The organism is Micromonospora sp. NPDC048930 (genome assembly GCF_043197935.1).
Taxonomy (GTDB): domain Bacteria; phylum Actinomycetota; class Actinomycetes; order Mycobacteriales; family Micromonosporaceae; genus Micromonospora.
Window position 1 is genome coordinate 145,276 of the sequence record NZ_JBICUB010000001.1, and the last position, 16,058, is coordinate 161,333.

Annotated in this window: 17 protein-coding genes; 8 read left to right on the forward strand and 9 right to left on the reverse strand. The window is 74.6% G+C overall.

Annotated elements, in window-relative coordinates; genetic code table 11:
* Window positions 1-3 precede the first annotated feature (3 nt).
* Genes ACGFI9_RS00785 through coxB form a run of 9 tightly spaced genes read right to left on the reverse strand, consistent with a single transcriptional unit; the run spans window position 4 to window position 8,678 of the window.
* Complete coding sequence (locus tag ACGFI9_RS00785; RefSeq protein ID WP_393173398.1) at window positions 4-1,764, reverse strand: cytochrome bc complex cytochrome b subunit; 1,761 nt, start codon at window positions 1,762-1,764, stop codon at window positions 4-6.
* Window positions 1,761-2,624, reverse strand: coding sequence for a Rieske 2Fe-2S domain-containing protein (locus ACGFI9_RS00790; protein ID WP_393173400.1), 864 nt, complete (start codon window positions 2,622-2,624; stop codon window positions 1,761-1,763). The genes ACGFI9_RS00785 and ACGFI9_RS00790 overlap by 4 nt, the downstream gene beginning before the upstream one ends.
* Window positions 2,621-3,406 (reverse strand): c-type cytochrome, encoded by a 786-nt coding sequence (locus ACGFI9_RS00795; protein ID WP_393173402.1) that lies wholly within the window; start codon window positions 3,404-3,406, stop codon window positions 2,621-2,623. The genes ACGFI9_RS00790 and ACGFI9_RS00795 overlap by 4 nt, the downstream gene beginning before the upstream one ends.
* 3 nt (window positions 3,407-3,409) lie before the next feature.
* A complete protein-coding gene (locus ACGFI9_RS00800) occupies window positions 3,410-3,787 on the reverse strand; it encodes a c-type cytochrome (protein WP_393173404.1) in 378 nt (125 codons plus the stop codon).
* Window positions 3,784-4,698, reverse strand: a complete 915-nt coding sequence (locus ACGFI9_RS00805) for a cytochrome c oxidase assembly protein (protein WP_393173406.1) — start codon at window positions 4,696-4,698, stop codon at window positions 3,784-3,786. Before ACGFI9_RS00805 ends, ACGFI9_RS00800 begins: the two co-directional genes overlap by 4 nt.
* Entirely contained in the window at window positions 4,686-5,087 is a 402-nt protein-coding gene (locus ACGFI9_RS00810) for a hypothetical protein (RefSeq protein ID WP_393173408.1), read from the reverse strand. The genes ACGFI9_RS00805 and ACGFI9_RS00810 overlap by 13 nt, the downstream gene beginning before the upstream one ends.
* Window positions 5,087-5,716 (reverse strand): heme-copper oxidase subunit III, encoded by a 630-nt coding sequence (locus ACGFI9_RS00815; protein WP_393173410.1) that lies wholly within the window; start codon window positions 5,714-5,716, stop codon window positions 5,087-5,089. Before ACGFI9_RS00815 ends, ACGFI9_RS00810 begins: the two co-directional genes overlap by 1 nt.
* A complete protein-coding gene (gene ctaD, locus ACGFI9_RS00820; protein WP_393173412.1) occupies window positions 5,713-7,641 on the reverse strand; it encodes a cytochrome c oxidase subunit I in 1,929 nt (642 codons plus the stop codon). Before ctaD ends, ACGFI9_RS00815 begins: the two co-directional genes overlap by 4 nt.
* 8 nt (window positions 7,642-7,649) lie before the next feature.
* Window positions 7,650-8,678 carry a cytochrome c oxidase subunit II gene (gene coxB / locus ACGFI9_RS00825; RefSeq protein ID WP_393173414.1) on the reverse strand — a complete coding sequence of 343 codons (1,029 nt, stop codon included), beginning with the start codon at window positions 8,676-8,678 and terminating at the stop codon, window positions 7,650-7,652.
* Window positions 8,679-8,814: 136 nt separating this feature from the next.
* Here coxB and ccsA point away from each other — a divergent pair, with 136 nt between their 5' ends.
* From ccsA to ACGFI9_RS00865, 8 genes are all read left to right on the forward strand, one after another.
* Entirely contained in the window at window positions 8,815-9,573 is a 759-nt protein-coding gene (ccsA, locus tag ACGFI9_RS00830) for a cytochrome c biogenesis protein CcsA (protein ID WP_393173416.1), read from the forward strand.
* The gene (locus ACGFI9_RS00835) at window positions 9,573-9,977 is read left to right on the forward strand and encodes a cytochrome c maturation protein CcmE (RefSeq protein ID WP_393173418.1); all 405 of its coding nucleotides are present in this window, start codon (window positions 9,573-9,575) and stop codon (window positions 9,975-9,977) included. Before ccsA ends, ACGFI9_RS00835 begins: the two co-directional genes overlap by 1 nt.
* Complete coding sequence (locus ACGFI9_RS00840) at window positions 9,967-11,907, forward strand: heme lyase CcmF/NrfE family subunit (RefSeq protein ID WP_393173420.1); 1,941 nt, start codon at window positions 9,967-9,969, stop codon at window positions 11,905-11,907. Before ACGFI9_RS00835 ends, ACGFI9_RS00840 begins: the two co-directional genes overlap by 11 nt.
* Window positions 11,904-12,467 carry a TlpA family protein disulfide reductase gene (locus ACGFI9_RS00845; RefSeq protein WP_393173422.1) on the forward strand — a complete coding sequence of 188 codons (564 nt, stop codon included), beginning with the start codon at window positions 11,904-11,906 and terminating at the stop codon, window positions 12,465-12,467. The genes ACGFI9_RS00840 and ACGFI9_RS00845 overlap by 4 nt, the downstream gene beginning before the upstream one ends.
* Window positions 12,464-13,366 (forward strand): cytochrome c-type biogenesis protein CcmH, encoded by a 903-nt coding sequence (locus ACGFI9_RS00850; RefSeq protein WP_393173424.1) that lies wholly within the window; start codon window positions 12,464-12,466, stop codon window positions 13,364-13,366. Before ACGFI9_RS00845 ends, ACGFI9_RS00850 begins: the two co-directional genes overlap by 4 nt.
* A gap of 85 nt (window positions 13,367-13,451) precedes the next feature.
* Window positions 13,452-13,832, forward strand: a complete 381-nt coding sequence (locus ACGFI9_RS00855) for a YccF domain-containing protein (protein WP_393173426.1) — start codon at window positions 13,452-13,454, stop codon at window positions 13,830-13,832.
* Window positions 13,833-13,988: 156 nt separating this feature from the next.
* Window positions 13,989-14,783 (forward strand): FkbM family methyltransferase, encoded by a 795-nt coding sequence (locus tag ACGFI9_RS00860; protein ID WP_393173428.1) that lies wholly within the window; start codon window positions 13,989-13,991, stop codon window positions 14,781-14,783.
* A 191-nt stretch (window positions 14,784-14,974) separates the two neighbouring features.
* On the forward strand, window positions 14,975-15,976 hold the full coding sequence (locus tag ACGFI9_RS00865; RefSeq protein ID WP_393173430.1) for a LacI family DNA-binding transcriptional regulator: 1,002 nt from the start codon (window positions 14,975-14,977) through the stop codon (window positions 15,974-15,976).
* Window positions 15,977-16,058: the final 82 nt, after the last annotated feature.

The window sequence follows — 16,058 nt, forward strand, 5'->3', positions numbered from 1 at the left end:
CCGTCACGCTTCACCACCCTCCGCGGCGGCGTCCGCCTGTTCCACCGGAGGATCATCGTCGCTGTCCCGCCGCCGGCGGCGGTCCCGCCTGCGCTCGAGCAGCGCCGCCGCGAGCAACGAGCCGGCAGCCGCGGCACGCCCCCACCGGCGCAGGGCCGCCCGGAGCGGACCGGGCGGAGATGGCGGGGGCGGCCCCGGCACCACCACCCGGTCCACGCCCGGGTACGCCAGCCGGGCGGCCTCGACCGCCTCCTCCTGCGACACCGCGACCCGGTTGCCGGTGAGCACCAGCCGCCGGGCCTCGTCCCGGTAGCGCCACCGCCACACCTCCCCCTCCGGCCACAGCTCGATCCGCTCCCCCGGCCGGTCCGGGGCCAGGGTCTCGGCTCCGTCGTCGTCCGCAGGGGGTCGGGGCGACGGATGGCCGGCACGACGCAGATCGGCCCGAGTGAGGTCGCCGAGCGAGGTCGCGTCGCCGCGACGCAGGGCCCGCGCGGTCAGGAACGCGGCCGCGCCGGTCAGGATCGGCAGGACGAGCACCAGCACCCGGAACAGCGACAGCAGGTCGTAGACCGGCACCCCGAGCAGCCGGGCGAGAATGTCGTCGCCGGCGGCCACCACGAGCACCGCGAAGAAGGTCAGCGCGGCCACGCCGACACCGACCCGGACGGGGTGCTCCCGGGGCCGGTCCAGCAGGTGGTGCTGGCGGCGGTCCCGGTGCCACAGCCGTTCGGCGAACGGCCAGAGGTAGAGGGCGCCGAAGGTCAGCCCGCCGAGCACGACGCCGGGGAAGAACGGCGCCGGCACCAGGTAGCCGGCGATGCGGAACTCCCAGGGCGGGAAGAGGCGCAGCGCGCCGTCACCCCAGGCGACGTACCAGTCGGGCTGCGCCGGTGAGGTGGACTGGGCCGGCTCGAACGGGCCGTAGAGCCACACCGGATTGATCTGGGCCAGGCCGCCGAGGGCGAACAGCACCGCCAGAACCCAGGCGAAGAGAGCGAGCGTACGCAGGGTGTAGCCCGGCCAGAAGCGGGATCCGACCACGTTGTGCTCGGTCCGGCCCGGGCCCGGGAACTGGGTGTGTTTCTGGCGTACCAGGATGCCCAGGTGCAGGGAGATGAGGGCGACCAGGAGGGCCGGCACGAGCAGCACGTGGCTGATGAACATCCGCGGGATCATCTCGTCGGAGGGGAACTCGCCGCCCAGGGCCAGGGCGGCCAGCCAGGTCCCGACCAGGGGGACGGACTCCACCACCGAGGTGATGATCCGCAGCCCCATTCCGGACAGCAGGTCGTCGGGCATGGAGTAGCCGGTGAAACCGTTGGCCAGGGCGAGGGTCAGCATGGTCACGCCGATCAGCCAGTTGACTTCGCGCGGCTTCCGGAACGCCCCGGTGAAGAAGATCCGGCACAGGTGCAGCACGATCGCGGCGAGGAAGACCAGGGAGGCCCAGTGGTGGGTCTGCCGGATCAGCAGCCCGGCGCGCACGTCCCAGCTCAGCCGCACCACGGAGGCGTACGCGGCGGAGGTGGTGCTGCCGTCCAGCGGGGCGTACGCGCCCTGGTAGACCCGGTCGGCGGAGCTGGCGTCGAAGAAGAAGGTGAGGTAGACCCCGGTGAGGATCAGCGCGACGAACGAGTAGAGCGCGATCTCGCCGAGCATGAACGCCCAGTGGTCGGGGAAGACCTTCGCCAGCGCCCGGCGGGTGATCGGGGAGAGCCGGAGCCGGTCGTCCAGCGCGCGGGCCAGCCGGTCGATGATCATGGTCGGCTCCAGAATCCGGCGCCGGGCGGCGCGGTGAAGTCGCCGGTGGCCCGGAGGAAGCCGTCCGGGCCGACCTCGATCGGCAGGCCCGGCAGCGGCCGTGCCGCGGGACCCGCGATCGGCCGGGCACCGGCCAGCAGGTCGAACGACGACTGGTGGCAGGGGCAGAGCACCCGGCCGGTGCCTTTCAGGTAGAGCCGCACCGGGCAGCCGGCATGGGTGCAGAGCAGCGACCAGACGGCCAGTCCGCCCAGGTGGCCGCCGGCGGGCGGGCGGGAGAAGCGTTCGGGGTTGAGCCGGAGCGCGAACGCGGGGGCGTCGCCGGCGTCGGGGTTTCCCTCCGGGAAGACCGCGACCATCGTCTCGGCGGGCACGTCGTCCGGTCGCAACGGCCGTCCCGCGTCGTCGACCAGCCGGACGCCGGGCCCCCACGGGGTGTCCTTCAGCGCCTGGGCGGGCCGCATCCGGTCCCACGGGAGCAGCGAGCGCAGCGGGAACAGCGCGGCGACGCCGAGCGCGGTCAGTGCGAACCCGAGCGCCGCGAGCAGGCCGTACCGGCGCGTGGGGCTGTCCGGCGCCCGGAACTCCGCAGCCGTCATCGCCTGCTCGGCCGGGGGCGGGGGGAAGCCCTCGTGCTCCTCGACGTACCCGCCGACCGGCACCAGCCGCCGGGCCCAGACCGCGAGCCCCACCGCCAGACCGGCGAAGGCGACCGCCAGGCACCCGCCCTCCCACCGGGTGTCGCCGCCCAGCCCGTACGTCACCGCGAAGCCGACCGCTCCGGCGGCGCTCACCAGGAACGCGCCGACGATCCGGCGGCTCGCGGACCGCTCGGCCGGCGACGGGATCGGGTGCCTCACTCCGCCGCCCTCCGGCCCAACCAACGCACGCCGGCCACCAGCAGGCCGAGCACCGCCAGCCAGGCGACCACCCCCTCGGCCAGCGGGCCCAGCCGGCCGAGCGGGTTGCCGCCCCGGTCCAGTCGCTCGGTACGCAACTGCCGCACGTAGCTGGTCAGGTCGTCGACCTGCTGGTCGGTGAGCACCTGGCCGGGGAAGGCCGGCATCAGTCCGGGCCCGACCCGGACCGCCTCGGCGACCTGGGTGGCCGAGGCGTCGTACAGCGGTGGCGCGCTCCAGCCGTTGGTGAGCACGGCCCCCGCGCCGGTCGCCCCGTGACAGGGCGCGCAGTTCGCGGCGAAGAGTTCCCGGCCGGAGACCACGTCGCCCGGGGCGACCCGGGGGATCTGCGGGCCGCCACCGCCGAAGCTGGCCACGTGGCCGACCAGCGCCGCGATGTCGTCGGCGGAGAAGACGGGTTCGCGGCGCCGGGCCTGGGGGACTTCCCGCGACACCGGCATCCGGCCGGTGGACAGCTGGAAGTCCACCGCGGCGGGTCCGACGCCGACCAGGGACGGTCCCTGCTGCGACCCCCGCCCCTGCACGCCGTGGCAACTCGCGCACTGCTCCAGGTAGAGCTGGGTGCCGCGGTCGCCGGCGGGGGTGGTGGCGGCCGGGGTCGGCGGGGGATCGGGCGCGGGCGCGAATGCCACCGGGCCCATGGCGAGCGCCAGCACGGACCCGACCGCGAACGCCCGGCGCGGGTGCCGGGCGGGCAGTGTCACCGCTCGTGGTCGCCGCATCCGTCAGTCCAGCGTGTAGAGGTACGCGGCGATGTCCTGCGCGTCGATCGCGCTGACGCCCAGGCGCGGCATCGCGGTGCCCGGCTCGACGGCCTGCGGGTCGGTGATCCACCGTTGCAGGTTGTCCGCGTTGTTGGGCAGCTCACCGGCGATGTAGGACCGGGCGCCGAAGCGGGTCAGCGGCGGGCCGACCAGTCCGCCGGCCCGGTCGACGCCGGGGATGGTGTGGCACGAGCCGCACCCGTACTGGGCGATCAGCTTCGCACCCCGGTCGGGCCGACCGGCGCGGGACTCCGGCGGCGGTGGGGGCGACGTCGACGAGCAGCCGACGACCGGTAGCGCCGCCAGTACGGCGCCCAGCAGCCAGAGGCGACGGCTCATGGCGCGACTCCTTCCGTTGCGGTGCCGGTCGCCGGCGCTGCGGGGTGCCGGCTCGGTCCAGCATCGGCCGGGAGGTCCGGCCTCGCCCGGTCCAGCCGCAGCAGCCAGCTCAGGAACACCGCCAGCGCCGCTATGAGCACCACCAGGTCCATCGGCGCCCACATCAGCAGCCCGGCGAGCTGCTGGTCGGCCAGCGGGTCGGGGCCGAGCACACGGGCCGGGTAGACGGGCTCGGGGGCGAAGGTGAGGACCGCGCCGAGGGCGGCGGCGGGCAGCATGGTGCCGACCAGCAGCAGCAGCGACACCGGCGCGGGCGTCCGATGGCGCGCCGCACCCAGCACCGGCGCCCAGAGCAGCCAGGCTGCCGCCACCAGGCTCAGATGCTCGACGGCGTGCAGGACCGGACGGTCCACGGCGGCGACGTACGGGCCCGGCAGGTGCCACAGCCAGAGGACGAGGACCTGCGCCGCCCCGGCGAGCAGGGCGTACCCGGCCGGCCGGCGCAGCCGGCGCACCGGCGCCGTGGCCCGCCAGCGGGCCAACAGCCGACGCAGCGGCCGGGGCGCGGCCAGGGTCAGCGGCAGCCCCGCCGCGCCGGCCGCGAGCAGCGGGCCGGCCACCAGCAGCAGGAGCATGTGCTGGGCCATGTGCCCGGCGAAGGAGGACTCCGCCAGCCGGTGCACCGGGTCCCGGTCGGCCGCCAGCACCACGAACAGCCCGCCGCCGAACGCCGCCACCCGCCAGCCCGGGACGACCCGGCCCCGGCCACGGCGCGCCCACAGCTCCTGCACGCCCCGGCCGTAGCCGGCCGCGAGCAGGCAGAGCACGGCGACGGCCAGCATGCTCAGCAGCCCTTCGGCCACGTCGCCCTGGCCGGCCCCGTGGGCCCGGTAGACGCTCAGCCCTGACATGGCGGAAACACCAGCACCGCGACCCCGCCGAGCACGATGATCGTCAGGAACAGCAGGTTCGCCCAGACGCCCACCACGGCGAGCAGCCGGGACCGGTCGACGGCCCGGTCCTCGGCGCCGGCCGACGACGCCTGCGTGGTCCGCCGCCACACCAGCGTGGCCACCAGGAGCGATCCGATGGTGATCAGGCCCGGGATCACCACCGCGAGCCACACGGCCAGCCAGAGCGGCACGGCGGCGACGCGCTCGCGGCCCGCGGCGCAGGTCAGCTCGTCCAGCGGCCAGGCGACGAGCAGATGCGCGCCCCAGGCGACGGCCCCGCCGAGCACGCCGTACCAGAGCAGCAGCCCGCCGGTCAGGCGGACGCGTGGGCCGGGTCGCGTGGTCATCACAGCCGCGGAGACAGGTAGATGGTGAACAGGATGGCGACCCACACCGCGTCCACGAAGTGCCAGTAGATGGCGGCGTTGCGGACCCGTTCGTGGCGGTGGGCCCCGAAGCTGCCGCCGCGCAGGGAGGCGGCGAGCAGCCACCCGATCATCGTCAACCCGACCAGCACGTGCAGCCCGTGGAAGCCGGTGATCAGGTAGAACAGCGAGCCGTAGACGTCGGTGGTCATGGTGTAGTGCTTCAGGTCCTCGGCGTACTCGACGGCCAGCAGGGCCAGGAAGGCCAGCCCGAGCAGCAGGGTCGCGGCGAGGCCGGCCCGCAGCCGCCAGCGCCGGCCCCGCCGGATGCCGTGCTCGGCCCAGACCACCGGCAGGCTGCTGGGCACCAGCACCGCGGTCATCACCAGCGGGATGAGCAGCTTGGGCTTGTCGATGCCGGCCGGTGGCCAGGTGGGGCCGTGCTGGAAGCGCAGGTAGTAGTAGCTGCCCAGCAGGCAGGCGAAGAGGGTGGCCTCGGTGGCCACGAACATGACCATGCCCCACCAGCCGGTCGGCCGGCCGACCGGCTCCTCCGTGGTCAGCGCCGCGACGCCGGTGGCCGCGGCCACCACCCCACCCCGGTCGGTCATGACGCGACCCCGAGTTCCTCGTCGGGTCGTCGCGGCGGCCAGAGCCAGGCCGCGATCGTCGCCGCCACCGCCAGCACGGCGAGGATCGCGATCGGGTACGCGCCGAGCAGCAGGGCGGTGAAGAAGACCAGCAGCGCGCCGGCGAGCACGAGCGGCTTGACCGACGGTTCCGGCATCTCCACCGCCCGCTCGGGGCGCGCGTCGAGCTCGCTGGTGAACAGGGTGCGGCGGCCCTCGCTGAGGATGCGGTCCTCCGTCGCGCCGGTGGTGGTCGACTCGGCGGTCCGCTCGTCCCAGGTGGGATGCAGGCTGTGCACGCGCGGAATGACCGGGAAGTTGTACGGCTCGGGTGGCGACGCCGTCGCCCATTCCAGGCTGTCGCCCTCCCACGGGTCCGCCGGCGCCGGCCGGCCCCGCCGCACCGCGTGCAGCACGCCGACGAGCACCAGCAGCAGCCCGACCGCCAGCAGGTACGACCCGACGGTGCTGACCAGGTTCCATCCGTCCCAGCCCGGCTCGCTGCGGTAGGTGTAGACGCGCCGGGGCAGGCCGAACAGGCCGGTGAGGTGCATGGGGAAGAACGTGACGTGCATGCCGGTGAAGACCAGCCAGAACGCCCACCGCCCGAGCCCCTCGTGGTACATCCGGCCGGTGATCTTCGGCAGCCAGTAGTAGATGCCCGCGAGCATCGGGAAGACCGCCCCGCCGATCAGCACGTAGTGGAAGTGCGCCACCACGAAGTACGAGTCCGTGACCTGCTGGTCGAACGCGGTCAGCGCGAACATCGCGCCGGTGAAGCCGCCGAGCACGAAGGTCACCACGAACCCGATGACGAACAGCAGCGGCACCCGCAGCACCAGCCGGCCGAGCAGCATGGTGGCCAGCCAGGCGAAGATCTGGATCCCGGACGGGATGGTGATGACGGTGCTGGCCGCGCTGAAGAAGCTGTACGACAGCTGTGGCAGCCCGGTGGCGAACATGTGGTGCACCCAGACCCCGAAGGAGATGATCGCGATCGCCACGATGGAGAGCACGATCAGCGCATAGCCGACCACGCCGCGGCGGGTGAAGGCGGGCAGCACCGCGGAGACGATGCCCAGCGCGGGCAGCACGATGATGTACACGTCGGGGTGCCCGAAGATCCAGAACAGGTGCTGCCAGAGCAGCACGTTCCCGCCGCCGGCCGGGTCGAAGAAGTGGGTGCCGAACCGGCGGTCGAGGAAGAGCATCGCGTTGTCCGCGTTCAACGCCGGCAACGCGAAGATCACCATGAACGCGGTGGCCACGATCGCCCACACGAACAACGGCACCCGGTTGAGCGACATCCCCGGCGCGCGCAGCTTCAGCGCGGTGACGATGAAGTTGATCGAGGCGGCGGTGGTGGAGATGCCCAGGAAGAGCAGGCCCAGCGCGTAGACGTCCATGTGCAGGCCGGGATTGTGCTGCTCCTGGTTGAGTGGCGCGTACGCGAACCAGCCGTTGTTCGGCGCCGCCCCGAACGGCAGGCTCACCCACATGAACAGCCCGGCGAAGAGGAACACCCAGTAGCCGAAGGCGTTCAGCCGCGGGAAGGCCATGTCCCGGGAGCCGATCATCAACGGCACGAGGAAGTTGCCGAAGCCGAACAGCATGGGCGTGGCGAACAGGAAGATCATCGCCGTGCCGTGCATCGTGAAGAGCTGGTTGTACTCCTGCGGCGAGACGACGCCGGACTCGGGCCGGGCGAGCTGGGTACGCATCACCAGGGCGCTGAGCCCGGCGAGGAAGAAGAAGAACGCGGCGGTGACCAGGTAACGTCGGCCGATCTTCTTGTGGTCGACGGTGGTGAACCAGGCGCGCAGCGAGCGGGGCTCGGCCCAGTGTTCGGTCAGCCGGGCCAGGGTGTCGCGGCCGACGCCGGACGGGGTGCTGGTGGTCGTGGACATGGTGGCACCTACTCCAGCGACCGCAGGTAGGCGATGAGGTCGGGCAGCCGGGCGGCGTCGACCGGCTGTGGGGGCATGGCGTTGCCGGGCTTGACGGTCTGGGAGTTGGCGATCCAGCCGCCGAGGTGCCCGGCGTCGTTGGGCACCGCGCCGGCGCCGATGCTCCACCGGGAGCCCACGTTCGACAGGTCGGGCCCCACCTGCCCCTGGGCGCCGGTGCCCCGTACGGCGTGGCAGGCGGCACAGGTGCCCTGCACGAACGTCTGCTGACCGCGCCGTTCGGCCTCGGTCCGCGGCTCGCGGGCCGGGGCGTCCAACCGGGCCAGCCAGGCGTCGAAGTCGGCGCGGGGCTCCGCCACCACCAGGAACGCCATGTGGGCGTGCTGGGTGCCGCAGTACTCGGCGCACTGGCCGCGGTAGCTGCCGTTCCGCCGGGCCTCCAGCCAGGTCTCGCGGGTCTCGCCCGCGATCAGGTCCGTCTTCGGCATCAGCTGCGGCACCCAGAAGCTGTGCAGCACGTCGTCGGTGCGTAGGCGTACCCTGACCCGCTCCCCCACCGGAATGTGGATCTCGTTGGCGGTGGCGCCGGCGGCGCCCGCGTACCGCACCTCCCACCACCACTTGTGGCCGGTGACCTCCACGGTCAGCGCGTCCCGGCCGGGGCCGGCGCCGAGCGCGGCGAGGTCCCGCAGGCCGACCCCGTAGACGGCCACGAGGATGACGAACGGCAGCCCGGCCCCGGCGATCGTGACGAAGCGCAGCGGCTGGCCGTGGCGTACCCGGGCGGCGCCCCGCCGGAACACGAGCGCCCAGGCGAGCAGCGCCATGACCTCGGCGAACACCGCCACGGAGATCCAGAACAACAGCCACCAGAGGCCGCTGACCCGCGCCGCCCCGGTCCCCGCGGGGTTCAACGCCGACGGGCTGCCCCCGGAGCAGCCGGCGAGCAGCAGCAGGCCGGACAGCAGCGGCAGCACCGGCCGGGGTCGGCACTGTCGCCGGCCCGGCCGCGGGGTGCGCTCCGCTGTCGTCTCCACCGGACGAGACCTTAGTCCTGCTTCGCCGCCGCCATACCTTTTACCGGGAACGAAGGCATATCGGACAGTGAGCGCCTTATGGTGGTTTCCATTCCCCACCTTCGGCCAAGCGCCCAGCGACGCGGACAGGGAGATCATGCAAGCCTCCACGGTGGACCTGGTCACGGACACCGCCAGAGCGGCCGCCGCGCGTCGGACCATGGCCTGGGTCGCCGGCGGGCTCGCCGCGGCGGCCACGCTGGCCGGCACCTGGCTCGCTCCGCCCGACGAGCTGCAGGGCGACGCGCAACGACTGATGTACCTGCACGTCCCCGCCGCCTGGGTGGCGTACGCCGCGTTCGCGGTCGTCCTCGCGGCCAGCGGGGCGTACCTGATCGGCGGCGACCTGCGCTGGGACCGGTTCGCCCGGGCGGCGGCGGAGCTCGGGGTGGCGCTCACCACCGCCGCCATCGCCACCGGATCCCTCTGGGGACACCTGGTCTGGGGCACCTGGTGGGCCTGGGACCCCCGGCTGGTCAGCACCGCCCTGCTGCTGCTCGCCTACGTCGGCTACCTCGCCCTGCGCCGGGCGCTCGCCGAGCGTTCGGGAGCACGCGACGGCGGCGACCACCGGGTGGCGAAGCCCGCCGCCGTCGTCGGCGTCGCCGGGTTCCTCCTCGTCCCCGTGGTGCACTTCTCCGTCGTCTGGTGGCGCTCGCTGCACCAGCAGGCGACGATCCTCGCCCCGCACCGCCCACCCATCGACCCCCGGATGGCCACCGCGCTGCTCCTCGCCGTGGCTGCCGCGACCCTCGCCGCCTTCTGCCTCCTGCTGCACCGGGTGGTCCGCCTGGAGCGCCGCCTGGCCGCCGAGCCCTCCCCCGCCACCGAACGCACGCCGGTGCGGGTCGGGTGATGCGCCGCCGGTCGGGCCGGATCGCCCTCGTCGCGGTGCTGCTCGCCGCCGTCGGGCTGCTGGTCACCAGCGCGCTCCGCGACACCGTCACCTACTACCGGACGCCGGCCGAACTGCTCGACGATTCCGACGTCGCGCACCAGCGAATCCGCCTCGGCGGCGAGGTGGTGCCGGGATCGCTGCGCCACGACGGCGACCTGGTCGTGTTCCGCCTCGCCGAGGGGGGTCACGAGATCACCGTCGAGCAGCGCGGCGCACCCCCGGAGACGTTCCGGGAAGGCACGGGGGCGGTCGTCGAGGGCCGACTGTCGTCCGACGGCGTGTTCCGCTCCGACCACGTGCTGGTCCGGCACGGCAACGAATACCGGCCGTCCTCCCCCGTGGTTCCGGTCGATGCTGGGTGACCTCGGCACCGCCAGCCTCGCCGCCGGGCTGGCCTGCGCGACCCTGACCGCCCTGCTCTGGCTGCGGGTGGCCCTGTTCGGCGCGCCCGCCCGCACCGCCCGGCTCGGCACCGCCACCACCCTGGCCGCCGCCGGCACGGCCTGCGCCCTGCTGGAGACCGCGCTGCTGCGGCACGACTTCAGCGTGCGGTTCGTGGCCGAGAACGGGGGCCGGCACGTCCCGCTCCACTACACGCTCACCAGCCTGTGGTCGGCCCTGGACGGTTCGCTGCTGCTGTGGCTGCTGGTCCTCGGCGGGTACGCGGCGCTGCTGGCCCGGCGCGCCTACCCGCCACGGCTGCACGCGTACGCGATGGCGGTCGTCAGCGTGGTCGTGCTCTTCTTCTTCGCGCTGTCCACCTTCGCCGCGAACCCGTTCCGCCCGGTGAGCCCGGTCCCGGCCGACGGCCCCGGACCGAACCCGCTGCTCCAGCAGCACCCGGCCATGGGCGTGCACCCGCCGCTGCTCTACGCCGGCTACCTCGGTCTGGTCGTACCCTTCGCGTTCGCGCTGGCCGCGCCGCTGGCGGGACGGGACGGGGCCGGCTGGGTGCGGGTGGCGCGCCCGTGGGCCCTGGTCGCCTGGGCGGCGCTGACCGGCGGCATCGGCCTCGGCGCCTGGTGGTCGTACGCGGTGCTGGGCTGGGGCGGCTACTGGGCCTGGGACCCGGTGGAGAACGCCTCCCTGCTGCCCTGGCTGACCGCCACCGCGTTCCTGCACACCACCCTGGTCCGCGGCAGGGCCGCCTGGCACAGCGCGCTCGCCTGCGCGAGCTTCCTGCTGGTGCTGCTCGGCACCTTCCTCACCCGGTCCGGCGCGGTGACCAGCGTGCACGCCTTCACCGACTCGCCGCTGGGCCCGATGCTGCTCGGCTTCGTGCTGCTGGCGGTGGTGGTGTCGACCGTCCTGACCGGCCGTCGAGCCCCCGAACCGGCCCCACGCGGGCACCCGCGGGTGCTCTCCCGACCCACCCTCGTGCTGGTCCACGGCGTACTGCTGGCGACCATCGCCGCGGTGGTGCTGATCGGCACGATCCTGCCGCTGCTCTCCGCCCCGCTGAACGGGACACGCACCTCGGTCGGACCGGCCTACTACCAGCGGACCGCCGTGCCCCTGGCGGTGGTGCTGCTGCTGGTGATGGGCGTGACGCCGGCCCTGCGGGTCCGCGACCGGTCGGCGGCGCTGCGCCGGCTCGCCGTGCCCGCCGCCGCCGGCCTGGGCACCGTGGCTCTGGTCGGCCTGCTCAGCCGGCCCGGCCCGGCCGCGCTCACCGCCTTCGGCGCGGCGGGATTCGTGCTCACCGGGGTGGCCGGTGACCTGGCCCACCGGCTGCGCCGGTCCGGCCCGCACCGCCGACCCGGCCGGCTGGCCGGCCTGGTCGCGCACGCCGGGCTCGCCCTGGTCGCGGTGGGCGTCGCCGGCTCGTCGGCGTACGGCCGGGACGCCGAACGGACGCTGCGGGTCGGCGAGACCCTGCGGGTGGGCGACGTCGCGGTCCGCCTGGTCGGGGTGGACCGGACGGGCGGCGGCGGAAGCATGGCGGTACGGGCCCGGCTGGCGCTCACCGCGTCGGGCAGCGCCGCGAGGTCCGTCACCCCGACGCTGCGCTACCACCCCGCCCGGGACGTCGCCGTCACCGTGCCGGCGATCGGCACCGGCCTGCTGCGCGACACGTACGTCACGCTGATCGCCGTCAGCGGGGACGGCGGCAGCGCCACCGTGCGGCTCGCGGTGAACCCGCTCGTCGGCCTGCTCTGGGCCGGCGGTGCGCTGACGGCCGGCGGAGGGTTGCTCGCGGCCGCCGCCGCCCGCCCGCCAACACGCGCGGCCACCCGCGCCGACCGGCCGCGGCCCGCCCCGGCGGCCGTCGGTCCCGGAGCCGCGACGTGAGGCGCCCGACCCTACGGCGTCCCGGCTGGCTGCGCACCGGTCCGGCGGCGGTGCTCGCCCTCACCGTCGCCGTCGGCACCCTCGCCGCCCTCGGCCTGCGTGCCCCCGCCACGCCGGCCGCCGAGGAGGCTCCGACGGTGACGGGCGCTCCCGCCCCGGCGCTGTCCGGCACCACCCTGGACGGCGGCCAGTTCGCGCTCTCCGACGCCCGGGGCCAGGTGGTGCTGGTCAACGTGTTCGCCTCCTGGTGCGGGCCGTGCCGCGAGGAACTGCCGCTGCTGGTGGACGCCGAGCGCAGCTGGTCCCCGCGCGGCCTGCGGCTGGTCGGGCTGAACATCCGCGACGGCACCGAGGCGGTCCGGGCGCTGCTGGACGAGACCGGCGCGACCGGGCTGACCGTGGTGCCGGATCCCGACGGCACCCGGGCGGTCCAGTGGGGCGTGCGGGGCGTACCCGAGACCTTCGTGGTCGGCCGGGACGGCCGGCTCGTCGACCGGCGGCAGGGCGTGGTGACCCGGCAATGGCTGGAGCAGCGGATCGCGCCGCTGCTGGCCGGGTGAGGTGGCGACGCGCCCTGGTGGCGCTGGTGCTCGTCACGCTGGCCGCCGCGGCCGGCGCGGGGCTGGCCCGCTCGGCGGGCGACCGCGGCCGGCACGACCCGGTACGCGCGGTGTCCGCCGGACTCCGCTGCCCGGCCTGTCAGGGTGAGTCGGTGGCGGACTCCCGGTCACCGATCGCGGCGGCGATGCGGCAGGTGGTGGCGGACCAGCTCGCCCAGGGACGGGACCGGGCCGAGATCCGGCAATGGTTCGTCCAGCGGTACGGCCCGGACGTGCTGACCGATCCGCCGGCCCGCGGGGTCGGGCTGCTGCTCTGGGGCGTACCCGTGCTGGCCCTGCTGGCCGGCGGCTACGCGGCCCGGCGGACGCTGCGACCCGGCACCGCCCGGGCCCGGCCCACCGCACCCTGGACGCCGGACGCTCGGGGCGCACGGCGGGCGTGGCAGGTCGCGTCCGTGGGGGTGCTGGCGCTCGTGGCGTCCGTCGCGGTCGTCGCCGACCGGCTCGACCCGCCCGCCCGGCCGGCACCGGCCGACCCGGTCGCGGTCGCCCTCCAGCTCGCGCACGACCTGGAGACGCAGGACCGGTACGACGCCGCGGCGCAGATGTACCAGGAGGCGTTGCGGGACCGGCCCGACGACGCCGTCCGGCTGCGACTCGCCTTCGCCCTGCTCCGCGCCGGCGACAGCGGCGGCGCGCAACGAACCGCCCGGGACGTCCTGGCCCGCGAGCCGGACTCCCCCGACGGCCTGCTGGTGCTGGGACTGGCCCAGCGGACCAGCCAGCCCGCCGAGGCAGGGAGGACGCTGCGGCGTTTCCTCGCCGTCGCGCCGGCCCACCCGGCCGCCCCGGAGATCAGGCGACTGCTCCCGGCGACCGGAGAACCGGCCGGAGGCTGACCGGCCGAGCGCCGCTCCGAGCGCACCGATCCGGGCAGGGACGGCAGGCCCGCGCCGCCTTGCCCGCGGCGGCCACCATGGACCCGTGCTCCGCTTCGTGCTCAACGTGCTCTGGCTGGTCTTCGGTGGCGGCCTCGTCCTGGCCCTCGGCTACGGCATCGCCGCGCTGGTCTGCTTCGCCCTGGTGGTCACCATCCCGTTCGGGGTGGCCTCGCTGCGCCTGGCCTCGTACGCGCTGTGGCCGTTCGGCCGCACCCTCGTCGGCAAGCCGGGCGCCGGGGTCGCCTCCGGCCTGGCGAACGTGCTGTGGGTGCTGCTGGCGGGCTGGTGGCTGGCGCTGTCCCACATCGTCGCCGGGGTCGGCCTCTGCGTCACGATCATCGGCATCCCGTTCGGCGTGGCGAACTTCAAGCTGGTGCCGGCGGCGCTCTGGCCGCTGGGCCAGGAGGTCGTCGAGACGCCCTGACCTCGGTCACCGGTGGCCGCAGCAGCAATCCCCCGCTCCCGCGACCGGCGGGATCACCACCTCTACAGCGTCCTAGGAGGCTGGGTATCCCGGAGTGGCCGCCGGATGGACGCGAATGGCCCTCACGTCGCTCCGGACCCGACTACGGTCGGAGCAGTGGTCGATCACCTCACCGCGATCGAGGCACTCAAGGCGGACCCGGCCCTGTCCGGGCTGCGCCGCTCCCTCGAGGCGTACTACGGCGACCCGGCCCGCGAGGCCGCGATGGACGCCTTCTACGCCGACTTCGTCCGCCCCGGCGACCTGGTGTTCGACGTCGGCGCGCACGTCGGGGACCGGCTCGGCAGCTTCCGCCGCCTCGGCGCGCGGGTGGTGGCCGTCGAACCCCAGCCGCTCTGCGCCCGCGCGCTGCGCGCGCTCTACGCCGACGACCCACGGGTGACCGTGGTCGAGGCGGCCTGCGGCGCTCACCCCGACCGGGTCCGGCTGCACGTCAACTCGGCCAACCCCACCATCTCCACCGCCTCGCCGCGGTTCATCGCGGCGGCCGCCGGGGCCGACGGCTGGGCGCACGAGATCTGGGACGCGCAGGTCGAGGTCGCCGGCACGACGTTGGAGCAGCTGATCGCCGCGCACGGCGTACCGGCGTTCGTGAAGATCGACGTGGAGGGCTTCGAGGACGCCGTGCTGGCGGGACTGACCCGTCCGCTGCCGGCGCTGTCGTTCGAGTTCACCACCATCGCGCGGGAACTGGCCCGGCAGTGCCTGGACCGGCTCATCCTGCTCGGGTTCACCGGGTTCAGCGTCGCGCTCGGCGACGAGATGGCCCTCGCCCTGCCGCGTTGGCTGCCGGCCGAGGAGGTCGCGGCGTACCTGTCCGCCCTGCCGCACGAGGCCAACTCGGGCGACGTGTACGCCGTGTCCCGGCCAGACCGGTACCCCCCGACCTGACCGCCCCCCGCGGCCCGGCGGCGGAAGCCCGCACCCGACCGCTCCGACTTTTTTGATGTTTTGAACTTAGTCATGTTTCGTTACATGGCTGTTATTGACGTGACCGGCGCCACTTCGGTTGACTGCGGTGGAACCGCTTCCGCAACCGGTTCCGAAGCAACCCCACCACCCCTGCGACCCGGGAGGGTCCCGTGCCGATCACCATCGCCGACGTCGCCACCCGGGCGGGGGTGAGCAAGACGACCGTCTCCCGGGTGCTCAACGGCAAGGGCGAGGTGCACGTCCGCACCGCCGACCGGGTCCGCGCCGTGATCAGCGACCTGGGGTACGTGCCGAGCGCCCGCGCGGTGGGCCTGGCCCGCGGACGTACCCGGGTGGTCGGCATGCTGGTGCCCTCGCTCACCTGGCCATGGATGGGCGAGGTGCTCCAGGGCGCCGCCGACGTGGTCGAGTCCGAGGGGTACGGGCTGCTGCTGTTCACCTGCACCCGCGGCGACGAGTCGATGCGCCGGTTCGCCTCGCAGGTCTCCGCCAAGTCCTTCGACGGCCTGCTGGTGGTCGAGCCGGAGGGCACCCTGGACTACATCACCGAGCTGCACGAACGCGGCCTGCCGGTCATCCTCATCGACGACCGGGGCCACCAGCCCCGCTTCCCGTCCGTACGGACCACCAACGAGGACGGTGCCCGGGCCGCCGCGGCGCACCTGCTGGCGCTCGGCCGACGGCGTCCCCTCGTGGTGACCGGGCTGCGCCGCTTCGGCTGCACCCGGGAACGGCTCGCCGGCTTCGCCGCCGGCTACGCCGACGCCGGCCTGCCGATCGACCCGGCCCTGGTGGTGGAGGGCGACTTCACCTTCGCGTGCGGCCGGGCGGCGGTGGAGCGCCTCCTCGCCGACGGCGTGCCGTTCGACGCGGTGTTCGCCCACAACGACCTCTCCGCCGCCGGCGCGCTCCAGGCACTGCGGGACGCCGGCAAGCGCGTCCCCGACGACGTCGCGGTCGTCGGCTTCGACGACCTGCCCCTGGCCGGGCACACCCACCCGCCGCTGTCCTCGGTACGCCAGCCGTTGCGGGAGATGGGCGCGGCCGCCGCCCGTACCCTCATCGCCCACCTCGCCGGCACGGCGCTGGCCGACACCCCGACCGTCATCCCCACCAGCTTCACCGTCCGCGCCTCGACCAGCACCACCTGACCGCTCCACCGCCGAACACACCACCCACACCGACGGGCGCCCGCCCACCGGTGGCACCACCGCACACCCTCCATCCACCACA

Bases quoted from the DNA above. Each gene is read 5' to 3' on its own strand.
- ACGFI9_RS00840 (WP_393173420.1), top strand. From the start codon at position 9,967: ATGCTGGGTGACCTCGGCACCGCCAGCCTCGCCGCCGGGCTGGCCTGC.
- ctaD (WP_393173412.1), bottom strand. From the start codon at position 7,641: ATGTCCACGACCACCAGCACCCCGTCCGGCGTCGGCCGCGACACCCTG.
- ccsA (WP_393173416.1), top strand. From the start codon at position 8,815: ATGCAAGCCTCCACGGTGGACCTGGTCACGGACACCGCCAGAGCGGCC.
- ACGFI9_RS00785 (WP_393173398.1), bottom strand. From the start codon at position 1,764: ATGATCATCGACCGGCTGGCCCGCGCGCTGGACGACCGGCTCCGGCTC.
- ACGFI9_RS00815 (WP_393173410.1), bottom strand. From the start codon at position 5,716: ATGACCGACCGGGGTGGGGTGGTGGCCGCGGCCACCGGCGTCGCGGCG.
- ACGFI9_RS00795 (WP_393173402.1), bottom strand. From the start codon at position 3,406: ATGCGGCGACCACGAGCGGTGACACTGCCCGCCCGGCACCCGCGCCGG.
- ACGFI9_RS00805 (WP_393173406.1), bottom strand. From the start codon at position 4,698: ATGTCAGGGCTGAGCGTCTACCGGGCCCACGGGGCCGGCCAGGGCGAC.
- ACGFI9_RS00800 (WP_393173404.1), bottom strand. From the start codon at position 3,787: ATGAGCCGTCGCCTCTGGCTGCTGGGCGCCGTACTGGCGGCGCTACCG.
- ACGFI9_RS00835 (WP_393173418.1), top strand. From the start codon at position 9,573: ATGCGCCGCCGGTCGGGCCGGATCGCCCTCGTCGCGGTGCTGCTCGCC.
- ACGFI9_RS00810 (WP_393173408.1), bottom strand. From the start codon at position 5,087: ATGACCACGCGACCCGGCCCACGCGTCCGCCTGACCGGCGGGCTGCTG.